This is a genomic window from Kitasatospora sp. NPDC002543, from assembly GCF_053594915.1.
Genome location: NZ_JBSFWR010000070.1, coordinates 35,299 through 45,369, shown reverse-complemented (window position 1 = coordinate 45,369; position 10,071 = coordinate 35,299). Strand labels below are relative to the sequence as shown.

Annotated in this window: 10 protein-coding genes; 5 read left to right on the top strand and 5 right to left on the bottom strand. The window is 75.5% G+C overall.

Annotated features, from left to right (window positions below):
• Window positions 1–103: VOC family protein (locus ACWD4P_RS26040; protein ID WP_449781235.1), on the top strand; the 103-nt coding region annotated here is incomplete at its 5' end.
• 77 nt (window positions 104–180) lie between these two features.
• Here the strand turns inward: ACWD4P_RS26040 and ACWD4P_RS26035 are convergent.
• Window positions 181–1,584: a pyridoxal phosphate-dependent aminotransferase gene (locus ACWD4P_RS26035; RefSeq protein WP_449781232.1), complete on the bottom strand. Its 1,404-nt coding sequence runs from the start codon at window positions 1,582–1,584 to the stop codon at window positions 181–183.
• Between the two features lie 216 nt (window positions 1,585–1,800).
• Here ACWD4P_RS26035 and ACWD4P_RS26030 point away from each other — a divergent pair, with 216 nt between their 5' ends.
• Entirely contained in the window at window positions 1,801–2,193 is a 393-nt protein-coding gene (locus tag ACWD4P_RS26030) for a RidA family protein (protein WP_359818197.1), read from the top strand.
• An 85-nt stretch (window positions 2,194–2,278) separates the two neighbouring features.
• Here the strand turns inward: ACWD4P_RS26030 and ACWD4P_RS26025 are convergent, their stop codons facing one another.
• On the bottom strand, window positions 2,279–2,908 hold the full coding sequence (locus tag ACWD4P_RS26025; protein ID WP_449781231.1) for a helix-turn-helix domain-containing protein: 630 nt from the start codon (window positions 2,906–2,908) through the stop codon (window positions 2,279–2,281).
• A gap of 170 nt (window positions 2,909–3,078) precedes the next feature.
• Between ACWD4P_RS26025 and ACWD4P_RS26020 the strand changes: the two genes are divergently transcribed.
• Window positions 3,079–4,128, top strand: coding sequence for an alpha/beta fold hydrolase (locus tag ACWD4P_RS26020; protein WP_449781230.1), 1,050 nt, complete (start codon window positions 3,079–3,081; stop codon window positions 4,126–4,128).
• On the opposite strand, the gene ACWD4P_RS26015 is transcribed toward ACWD4P_RS26020, so the two are convergent.
• On the bottom strand, window positions 4,083–5,624 hold the full coding sequence (locus ACWD4P_RS26015) for an alpha/beta fold hydrolase (protein WP_449781229.1): 1,542 nt from the start codon (window positions 5,622–5,624) through the stop codon (window positions 4,083–4,085). The genes ACWD4P_RS26020 and ACWD4P_RS26015 overlap by 46 nt on opposite strands.
• Window positions 5,625–5,751: 127 nt before the next feature.
• Between ACWD4P_RS26015 and ACWD4P_RS26010 the strand changes: the two genes are divergently transcribed.
• Window positions 5,752–6,216, top strand: coding sequence for a MarR family transcriptional regulator (locus tag ACWD4P_RS26010; protein WP_359822385.1), 465 nt, complete (start codon window positions 5,752–5,754; stop codon window positions 6,214–6,216).
• Window positions 6,217–6,587: 371 nt separating this feature from the next.
• Here ACWD4P_RS26010 and ACWD4P_RS26005 read toward each other — a convergent pair whose 3' ends face one another.
• The gene (locus ACWD4P_RS26005; RefSeq protein ID WP_449781228.1) at window positions 6,588–7,352 is read right to left on the bottom strand and encodes a hypothetical protein; all 765 of its coding nucleotides are present in this window, start codon (window positions 7,350–7,352) and stop codon (window positions 6,588–6,590) included.
• A 248-nt stretch (window positions 7,353–7,600) separates the two neighbouring features.
• Between ACWD4P_RS26005 and ACWD4P_RS26000 the strand changes: the two genes are divergently transcribed.
• Complete coding sequence (locus ACWD4P_RS26000) at window positions 7,601–8,164, top strand: EF-hand domain-containing protein (protein ID WP_449781227.1); 564 nt, start codon at window positions 7,601–7,603, stop codon at window positions 8,162–8,164.
• Between the two features lie 39 nt (window positions 8,165–8,203).
• Here ACWD4P_RS26000 and ACWD4P_RS25995 read toward each other — a convergent pair whose 3' ends face one another.
• Window positions 8,204–9,988 carry an outer membrane protein assembly factor BamB family protein gene (locus tag ACWD4P_RS25995; protein WP_449781226.1) on the bottom strand — a complete coding sequence of 595 codons (1,785 nt, stop codon included), beginning with the start codon at window positions 9,986–9,988 and terminating at the stop codon, window positions 8,204–8,206.
• Window positions 9,989–10,071: the final 83 nt, after the last annotated feature.

Genomic DNA, 10,071 nt, shown 5'->3' with positions numbered 1-10,071 from the left:
GGTCCTCCAGGAGCCGATGGACCAGCCCTACGGGGTGCGCGACTGCGCCTTCCGGGACCCGTCGGGCAACATGCTGCGCTTCAACCAGCCGCGCACCCGGTAGCGGCCCGGCGGCTTCAGGGCCGTACGGCGTCAGGGCCGTACGGTGCCAGGGCCGTGCGGCGTCAGGGCCGTGCGGCGTCAGGCCTTGACGGGCTTGAGCTTCGCGAGCGAGGCGGCCATGGCGTCGACGGCCTTCTCGACCCGGTCGGTGGTGTCGGCGGTGTAGCACATCCGGAAGTAGCCGGGCCTGGGGCAGTGCATCTCCCCGCCGGGCAGGAGGCTGACCTTCGCGTCCTTCAGCAGGTACGCCCCCAGGAGGGCCTCGCGCTGGTCGATCTCGTGGTTGATCGGCACCAGGTCCGGGGGGAACGCCTTGTCGAGGTGGGCGCTCAGGTCGAGCAGGAAGAACTGGGCGGCGTTGCGGTCCCCGGGCTTCCCGTCGTCGCCCACGTACCGGATGCCGTGCTCCCCGAGCTTCGCCGCGGTCCGGTCGAAGGCCGTCTCCAGGCGTCCGGCGTAGTCGGCCATGAGGGTCTTCGGGAAGTCGCTCGGCTTGCCGTCGTCGGTGAGGAACAGCTTGCGCACGTAGGCGCTCTTGAGGGAGTCGAGCGGGCCGAACCAGGTCAGCGACTTGAGCGTCTCGTCGCCCTGCATGACCCGGCGCACGTCGTTCGACTTGGAGACGAGGAAGCCGATCCGGAAGCCGGACAGTCCGAAGTCCTTGGTCAGCCCGTACACGAGGTGGATGCGGTCGGGGTCGGTGGCGTAGGCCCGGGTCGACAGGACGCTGTGGAAGCCGTCCGTGCCGGTGCTCTGGGAGTAGGAGTAGATCTCGTCGGAGACGATGTGCATCTGCTTGTCCAGTGCCCACCGGCAGACGTCGTCGAGCAGCTCCTCGCTGTAGTTGACGCCCAGCGGGTTGTGCGGGTTGGTCAGGACGAGGAGCTTGGGCTTGGGCTCGGAGGCGGCGTCGTACGCGTGCTGGAGGGCGTCGACGGTCAGGGTGAGGTGGTCCGCCCCGTCGAGGCGCACGGGCACGCACTGCAGTCCGGGCCGCTGCTGGAAGCACCACAGGAAGCCGGGCCAGAACGGGGCCGGCAGCATGACGCGGTCCCCGGGCTTGAGCACCCCGCCGTGGATCAGCCCGAAGGCCAGGCATTCCAGGGCGCCCGAGCCGCCGGCGGTCGCGTACACGTCGAACTTCGGGTCGATGCCGGCCGAGAACCGGGGGCGCAGGAACGCGGTGACCACGTCGAGCAGGCTCTGCGCGCCGTAGGGCGGCGACGCGTACTTGGCGTCCTTCTCCCGCAGTTCGATCCGGGAGAAGACGTTCTCGTCCAGCAGGTCGAACAGGAGCACGTTGTTCGCGATGCCGAGGTTGTAGACGTCCTCCGAGACGGTGTCCTCGTAGTAGGCCAGGCGTTCCTCGGGGTCGGCGATCCGGTGCAGGCGTTCCATGGCCAGGGCCTGTTCGACGCTGGAGACGAGCGCGGCGTCGGCCTGCCGCTGCTCGGCGTCGGGCCTGGTGATGCTCTGGGTCATTGTCCATACCTTCGTACGGGGAGTCGGTCGGCTTCCTTTCTCCCCTCCGGCCGCGGATTCGGCCTGCGCTGGTGACCCGCGCGGATGAGGGTGGCGGACGCGGCCGGGCGCCCGGCCCGACCCGCGCGTGCCCGCGGCGCGGCGGGTGCGTGGGCGCGGCGCGGCGGGGTGTGCCGGTGCGGGGTGACGGGTGTGCCGGTGGGGCACGATGGGGCGATGGAGAGCACTCGACAGACAGTCAGTTCCGGCTCGCCCCTCGAACCGCGGATCGGCTTCTCCCGGGCCGTGCGCAAGGGCAACCACGTCGCGGTCGCGGGCACCGCCCCGATCGGCGAGGACGGCACGACGGTCGGCCAGGGCGACGTCCACGCCCAGACCGTCCGCTGCCTGGACATCGCCGAAGCCGCCCTGCGGGAAGCCGGCGCCGTCCTCGCGGACGTCGTGCGGACCCGCGTCATGCTCACCGACATGAGCCAGTGGCGGGAGGCGGCGCGCGCCCACGGGGAACGGTTCTCGCTGATCCGCCCGGCCACCACCTTCGTGGAGGTGTCGCGCTTCATCGACGAGCGGTGGCTGGTGGAGGTCGAGGTGGACGCGGTGATCGGCTGACCGGGGGCGGGGCCGGGGCCGGGCCGGGGGGCGTCAGGGTGCGGGCCGCCGACCGTGGCCCGGCCCCGGCCGTACGGTCGGTGCCTCAGGGGGCCGGGGGCCCGGTGCGGGGGCGCAGGCGTTCGCCCTGCGGGCCGAACATGATCAGGTACTCGGCCGGTCCGCCGTGTCCGGCGTTGGCGAGCCCGTGCGGGGTGCGGGTGTCGAACTCGGCGACCTCCCCGGCGGTGAGGAGGAGGTCGCGGTCGCCGAGTGCCAGCCACAGGCGGCCGGAGAGCACGCACAGCCACTCGTACCCCTCGTGCGAGACCTGCCGGGGCCGCGACGGCGGGGTCTCGGTGGCGGGCAGGACGTGCTTGTGGGCGTGCAGGCCGCCGACGTACCGGGTCAGCGGCAGCACGGCCTTGCCGTCCGCCGGGCGCCGCGGCGCGGGCCGCGGCGCCTCGCGGGGTGGGGCGGGCGCGAGGCCGGCGAGTTCGTCCAGGGAGACGCCGTAGGCCCTCGCCAGGTGCAGCAGCAGGTCCAGGGTGGGCCTGCGCCGGCCGTTCTCGACCCGCGACAGGGTGCTGAGGGCGACGCCGGCCGCGCGGCTCGCCTCGGTGAGGGTGTGTCCGCACCGTACGCGCGCGGCCCGCAGCCGGGGCCCCACGGCCGCCAGTACGTCGGCGACGTCGTCCCCGGTCGGCCCGCCGGTGGTGGTGCCGTTCCCGGTCATCGCGGTTCCGCCCTTCCTCGGTGGGGCCGTCCCCGGTGGGGCCTCCGCCCACCGCCCCTGTCCTGGGAGTTTGCCAAAACGTCAAGGCTGTTCGCATCCCCGGGCCGACGGGCCGCATGATCGGTTCCACCGCCGCAGCCACCGCGGCCACCGGATCCCGAGGAGTCCCCATGACCGAGTCGAGCCGTCCGCGCCACCGCACCGTCGACGCCCCCGCCGGGCGGCTGCACCTGGTCGAGCAGGGGGCCGGGCCGCTGGTCCTGCTCGTCCACGGCTTCCCCGAGTCCTGGTACTCCTGGCGCCACCAGCTGCCCGCGCTCGCGGCGGCCGGGTACCGGGCGGTGGCCCTCGACGTGCGCGGCTACGGCCGCTCCTCCAAGCCGTCCGCGACGCCGGAGTACCGGATGCGCGCCCTCGTCGAGGACAACCTCGCCCTGGTGCGCGCCCTGGGCGAGCGGACGGCGGTGGTCGTCGGGCACGACTGGGGCGCGAACATCGCGGCCGCCTCCGGCCTGCTCCACCCCGAGGTGTTCCGCGCGGTGGGCCTGCTGAGCGTTCCCTACACCCCGCCGGGCGGCCCCCGCCCCAGCGAGGTCTTCACGCGGATGGGCGCGGGCCCGGGCGCCGGCGGGCAGGAGTTCTACGTCTCCTACTTCCAGGAGCCGGGCCGCGCCGAGGCCGAGATCGAGCCCGACGTCCGGGGCTGGCTGGCGGGCTTCTACGCGGCCCTGTCCGCCGACACCATGCCGGCCCCGGGGGAGCCGGACCCGCACTTCGTCAGCGCGGGCGGCACCCTGCGCGACCGCTTCCCCGCCGGCCGGCCCTCCTGGCTCACCGAGGACGATCTCGACCACTGCGCCGGGGAGTTCGAGCGCACCGGCATGACCGGGGCGCTCAACCGCTACCGGAACATGGACCGCGACTGGGAGGACCTCGCCGACCTCGAAGGGGCCCCGCTCACCCAGCCGTCCCTGTTCGTCGGCGGAGCCCTGGACGCCTCCACGACCTGGCTGGCCGACGCCATCGCCGCCTTCCCGACCACGCTGCCCGCCCTGGTCTCCTCCCACCTGCTGGACGGCTGCGGCCACTGGGTCCAGCAGGAACGCCCCCGGGAGGTCAACCGCCTGCTGGTCTCCTGGCTCGCGCGGGTGTGCCCGCCGGCGGGCCGGGACCGTCAGCAGACGGTGTCGGAGGCCGGCAGCACCCCCGTCGACAGGTAGGCGTCCACGGCGCCGTTGGCGCACGCGTCGTAGCCGTTGAGGGTGAGGGTGTGGATGCGGCCCGGGACGGTGACCAGGCGGGAGCCGGTCAGGCGGGAGTGCAGGGCCAGGGCGCCCTGGTACGGGGCGTGGGTGTCGCCGGTGGCGTGGAGCTGCAACGCGGGGACGGCGTTGCGGACCTCGACCGGGGCCTCCAGCGGGGTGCCGCGCCAGGAGGCGCACGGGACGGGGCCGCTGTAGACCGGGCCGAAGACCGGCTCGGCGGCGCGGGAGCGCTCGACGGCGTCGCGGTACCAGGCGGCTGTGCGCGGCATCGCCACGTCGTCGCACAGGATGCCGAGCGTGGCGGACAGGCCGGCGCCGGCCTCCGCACTGGGGGTGAGGAGCAGGGTCAGCAGCTGGTGCAGGACGGGGCCGGCCTGGACGGGCCCGCCGTCGGCGGCGTCCAGCAACTGCCGCAGCACGTCGGCGTAGAGGGCGTTGTCGCGGTCGTCGCTCTGGAGCAGGGCGAGCAGCACCGGCAGCATCGCGCCGTCGAGCCGGAAGCCGTCGACGGCGATCGGCGCGGCCTCGGCCCGGTGCACCAGGGTCTCGACGGTGGCCCGCACCGCCGCCGGGGTGGCGCCCAGGTGGACGGCGGCGTCCCGCGGCGCGGCCCACGCGGCGAAGCCGTCCAGGGCACGCTCGTTGGCGCCCGCCATGTCCTGGAACGCCCCGATGCCGTACCGGGCCGGGTCCAGGGCGCTGTCCAGCACCAGCCGGTCGACGCGCCGCGGGAACAGCTGCGCGTACACCGCGCCCAGCAGCCCGCCGTAGGACTGCCCGAAGAAGGAGGTGCGCTGCTCACCGAGCGCCGCGCGCAGCACGTCGACGTCCCGGGCGGTGTTGCGGGTGGTCAGGTGGGGCAGCAGGTCGGGGTGCTTGGCCCAGCAGGCGTCCGCGTCGGCCTTGGCGAGGAGCCAGGCCTGGTCGAAGCCGGCCTGGCCGGGGCCGGCCGAGCGCAGCCAACTGCCGCGCGTCAGGCCGCAGTCCGGGGTGCCGGCGCCGGTCCCGCGCGGGTCCATGCCGATGAGGTCGTAGGCCGCGGCGGTCGCGGGCGCCAGCTGCTCGCGCAGGGCGACCGGCATGGCCAGCCCGCTCTCGCCGGGGCCACCGGGGTTGGTCTGGAGGATGCCGCGGCGCCCGGCCGGGTCGGCGGCCTTGATCCGGGAGACCGCGAGGGACAGGGTGCGGCCGCGCGGGTCGCGGTAGTCCAGCGGGACGCTCAGGGCCGCGCACTGGGCACCGGCGGCGGCCAACTCCGGGTCCTGGCATGGGGACCAGGCGAGCGGCTGGCGGCGGAAGCGCTCCAGCGGGTCGACGGCGGTGCCCGAGGAAGCGCCCGAGGACGAGCCCGGGGAAGCGGCGGTGGCGGTGGCGGTGGCGGGGGCGGCCGTGCCGAGCACGGCGGCCGCGGACAGGGCGAGGGCGGCGGCGAGCGCCGGTGTGATCTTCATGTGGGCCAGCCTAGAAGGGAGTTGACCGCCGGGAGGGGCCAGGCCCGCCGAACCGCCTTGACCTCAAGCCGACGTGAGGTCCTACGGTCGGTCGCGTCCTGACGACCAGTCGAAGGAGCACCCGGACGTGACGATCAAGACCTACGACCCGCAGACCATCGCCGCCCAGCCCATCGGAGCCTGGACCGGGCAGGTCTACCGCCGCCTCGTGGTGGAGGGCCTGCGCGGACAACTGGCCGTCGAAGGCCTCACCCAGCCGCACTGGTGGACGCTCAACCACGCGGCCGGCCGCCCCGGCGGATGGACCCGCACCGCCCTGACCCAGCGGCTCACCCCGTACGACGACCAGGACACCGCCTTCGACGCCGTCTACGACGACCTGATCGCCCGCGGCTGGCTGACCGAGGACACCGGCGGGGCGTTCACCCTCACCCCGGAGGGCGAGGCCGGCCGGCTGCGCGCCCGCGAACGCAACCAGGCGGTCGCCGACCGCGCCCACGAGGGCATCGGCACCGAGGAGTTCGTCACCACGATCAACGTGCTGCGCCGCATGGTCGCGAACCTGGGCGGCGACGGGAACCTCCCCGACTGACCGGCCGGTGACCGCGATCGGCGACCGCGATCGGCGACCGGCGGTGACGGGGGCGGACCCCCGGGGGGACAGCCTCCGGGGTGCTCGACGGGCCGGGGCCGCCCGGGTGTGGAACGGTGGTAGCCCGGGGCGCCCCGGTTCGGGCGCCCGGTCGCGAGAGGAGTGGCCATGTCGTCGAAGCGCCGCCGCAAGAAGAAGGCCAGGGCCAGGCGCGGGGCCAACCACGGCCGCCGCCCCCAGTGCTGAGCCGCGGCCGAACGGGTGAGCCGCCGACCGGACGGCTGAACACCCGGACGGCCGGGCGGGCCCGGACGGGGCCCTCCGGGCCGTCCGGGCCCGCCCGCCCGGCCCACTCGCGCGGCGTCGCCCGGTCAGAGCCGCCCGCGCCCCAGGAAGCCGCCGCGCGCCACCTTGTGGTACTGGCTGTAGCCGACCCAGTCCGCGCCGAGTTCCAGCTCCACGACCGTGCCCCGCCCGTTGTCGCGCGCCTCGCGCAGCAGCCGCTCCGCGTCCGCGTCCGGCGGGCTCTGCTCCGACACGAAGAGCCGGCTGGGGAACGGGCCCGCCGGGAGCGGGTCGCGGGGCGGGATGCCGGGCCGGTCCCAGGTCAGTCGCGCGTCGGGACTGAACAGGCAGGGGGCGTGCATCCGCCAGCCGTTGGCGTCGACGCCGCCGTCCCGGTACCAGCGCAGCGCGTGCTCCACGGTCCCGCCCGGGTCGCCGCCCTGGCCGTGGGCCTGCCAGTCGGCCACGCCCGCCGCCGCGATCCGGGGCAGCACGTCGAGGATGTCCTCCCGGACGACGAAGTAGGCGCGGGCGTGCAGCCGGCAGACCAGCAGGGTGTCCCGGGGGTGGTCCCGCCCGTGGAAGGTCGGGCGGGTGGACTGGTCCAGCACCTGGGTCAGCACGTGCTCGACGCCCTCGACCGCGCCCAGCGCCTCGACCATCACCCGGAACCGCTCCCGCTCCGCCGCCCGGGCCTCCCGCGCCCTCGGCGAGCCGATCAGCCGCAGCTTGCGCCGCTCGGTGGGCCAGTTCACCGCCCACAGGTCCTGCGCGCCGTTGAGGAGCGGATTCACCAGCATGCCGACGAAATAGACCAGGTTCGTCGCCACCTTCTCCAGGAAAGACTTCACCAACGGGGGTCCTCTCGGGTCGCACGCGCGTCTGCGCGCCCACACTCTGGCCCGCCCGCCCGCGGCCCCGCAATCCGCTCCCGTACTCAGATCCCCTCCGCGTCCGGCCGGTCGCCCAGCGCATCCGCCACCGCCCGCGCGGCGCCCGCTCGTGACCCCGGGGGCGCCCGCGCGCAGGCGCCAGGCGGGCCGGCGGGTGATGCTGGGGGCGAGTGCCCGTCATACCGCGCCACCGCAGGGGAGCCCCCGTGAACGACGACCTGCTGACCACGAAGATCGCCCTCGGCTTCGACCACCTGGACGCCGACGGCGACGGCCGCCTCACCGAGCACGACCACGTCCTGATGGGGGAGGCGGCCGCCCGCGGCCTCGGGCACGCGCCGGGCTCCGACGCCGAGCGCAGGATCGTCGACGCCTACCTCACCGTCTGGCGCGACCTGCACCGCCCTCACGTCGGCGGCGCGGAGGCGATCACCCGCGAGCAGTTCGTCGCCTCCACCCTGACCCTGGCCGACGACCCGCGGGCCACCGCCGCGACCGTCGGCCGGCTCGCCGAGGTCTTCCTGTCCGTCGCCGACGCCGACGGGAACGGGACGGTCGACCCCGAGGAGTTCCGGGCCTTCCACGGGGCGCACTTCCCCGGCCTCGGCCGCGACCGGGCCGACACCGCCTTCCGTCACCTGGACCGCAACGGCGACGGCGTGCTGTCCCGTGAGGAGTTCGTCGACGCCATCGTGGAGTACTGGACCAGCCGCGACCCCGAGGCCCCCGGCAACTGGTGGACCGGCGCCCACCCGCTCGCGGGGCGGTAGCGGGGGCCGGGCGGCGCGACGCGGTCGGCGGAGCCGCCGTCAGGAGAGCTGCCGCTGCCGGGCCCGGGCGGGGCGGGTGCCGGTGAGGGCGTCGAGGGCCAGGACGGTGCCCTTCGCGGTGGTCACGTACACCACGCCGTCCGCGTAGACCGGGGCGCTCGCCGCCGCGTCCAGCGGCAGCCGCCAGTGCACCAGGCCGGTGGCCACGCGGACGCGCACCAGCGTGGGGCGGCGGCCCGCGACGACCGCCCAGGCGTCGGCGCCGGCGACGGTGGCGCCGGAGGAGCCGTCCGGGCCGGGAAGCTTCCAGCTGGGCTGGGCGTCGCCGCGGTACCGGGCGAACAGCGGGCTGCCGAGGCCGCCGACGAGGAACACCTCGCCGGTGACCGCCGGGCTGTCGTCGATCGCGGTGCCGCCGCCGAACCTGGGCCCGCCCCAGGGCTGTTCGCCGGTCTCCGCGTCGTAGGCGCGCACCATCCCGCCGCCGGTGCCGACGTAGACGGTGCCGTCCGCGACGCTCGGGGAGCACAGGGCGAGGCAGGGCTCGGCGGTGTCGTCGTACCAGAGCCGCTCGCCGTCCTCCACCTGGTAGGCGCCCACCTGCCCCCTGAGGCCCGTGACGTGGACCCGGCCGTCGGCCACCGCCGCCGCCGAGCAGGAGCCGTCCGGCAGGATCCGCTCCCAGCGCCGGCGGCCGGTGCGGGCGTCGGTGGCGACCAGTTTGCCGGGGCGGGTGTGGTGCAGGGAGAACATCGACCTGGTCACGGTGTAGACCACGCCGTCGGCGACGGTGGGCGAGGACGACGTGCCGACACGGGTGTGCCAGCGCTCGGTGCCGTCCTTGGTGGCGAGCGCGTACAACAGGCCGTCCTCGCCGACCAGGTACACGGTGTCGCCCGCGACGGCCGGGGTGCCGCTCAGGCGGTCCCGCAGGTCGCGGCGCCAACGCTGTTCGCCGGTGAGCGCGTCCAGGGCGTAGCAGCGCTCCCCGGCGCTCTGGTAGAGGGTGCCCGCGCAGACGGTGGGCGCGGTGGAGGGCCGTTCGGGCAGGCGGGTGCTCCAGGGCAGGAAGCCGGCCGGGGCCGGGGCGGCGGGGTGGACGCCGGTGTGGGCGGGGCCGCCCCGGTACATGGCGGCCGGGCCGGCGGGCGTGGCCGTGGAGGCGGCGTCGGCGGGGGTGGGGCGGGGCCCGCCCCACAGGGCCGGGTCGGCGAGGTCGACGAGCCGGGTCAGTGAGCGCAGCACGGCGAGCGGCTGCTCGCCGCGCGCCGAGGGCCCCTCGTAGCCGACGTAGCAGAGCCAGCGGTCCTCCACCCGCCACTGCGACCAGAGGTGGTCGTCGGCGAACTCCCGGACGGCGGGCGTCAGCAGGCGCCCGGCGACGTCCGGGTCGGTGGTCTCGACGAGGTGGACGTCGTCGTACGCCTCCTCGCCGCTCTCGTACAGGTGGTGGCCGGGCTTCGCCAGGACCTGGCGGCGCAGCAGCGGCAGCAGTTGGTCGGCGCCCGTCGGGAAGTGCGTGACCGCCACCAGGGGCAGTGGGCGGGGGAGTTCGACCAGGTGGACGGCGCGTATGCCGTCGGCGCCGCGGCCGAAGGCCCAGTCGAAGACGGTGACCCGGTGGCCGTCCAGCGCGCCGGTGGCCGCGAACCGGGCGCGCGGCGTGGCGTCACGGCCGCCGGAGAGCACCGCGCCGCGCCAGCGTTCGACCAGCTCCGGGCTCTCCTCGTGGAACTCCCAGCCCTGCTCCGCCGCCAGCCGCCGCCGCTCGGCCCCGCGCCGGCGCAGCCCGCCGGGACCCGCCCCGGTTCCCCAACGACCCATGTGCCACCTCCGGTTGTGAGACCAGGACCGTACCGCGCGGGACGGACACGGAGCATCGCCGGATTCCGTGGACCGGGCCGTCG

Bases quoted from the DNA above. Each gene is read 5' to 3' on its own strand.
- ACWD4P_RS26035 (WP_449781232.1), bottom strand. From the start codon at position 1,584: ATGACCCAGAGCATCACCAGGCCCGACGCCGAGCAGCGGCAGGCCGAC.
- ACWD4P_RS26030 (WP_359818197.1), top strand. From the start codon at position 1,801: ATGGAGAGCACTCGACAGACAGTCAGTTCCGGCTCGCCCCTCGAACCG.
- ACWD4P_RS26025 (WP_449781231.1), bottom strand. From the start codon at position 2,908: ATGACCGGGAACGGCACCACCACCGGCGGGCCGACCGGGGACGACGTC.
- ACWD4P_RS26020 (WP_449781230.1), top strand. From the start codon at position 3,079: ATGACCGAGTCGAGCCGTCCGCGCCACCGCACCGTCGACGCCCCCGCC.
- ACWD4P_RS26015 (WP_449781229.1), bottom strand. From the start codon at position 5,624: ATGAAGATCACACCGGCGCTCGCCGCCGCCCTCGCCCTGTCCGCGGCC.
- ACWD4P_RS25995 (WP_449781226.1), bottom strand. From the start codon at position 9,988: ATGGGTCGTTGGGGAACCGGGGCGGGTCCCGGCGGGCTGCGCCGGCGC.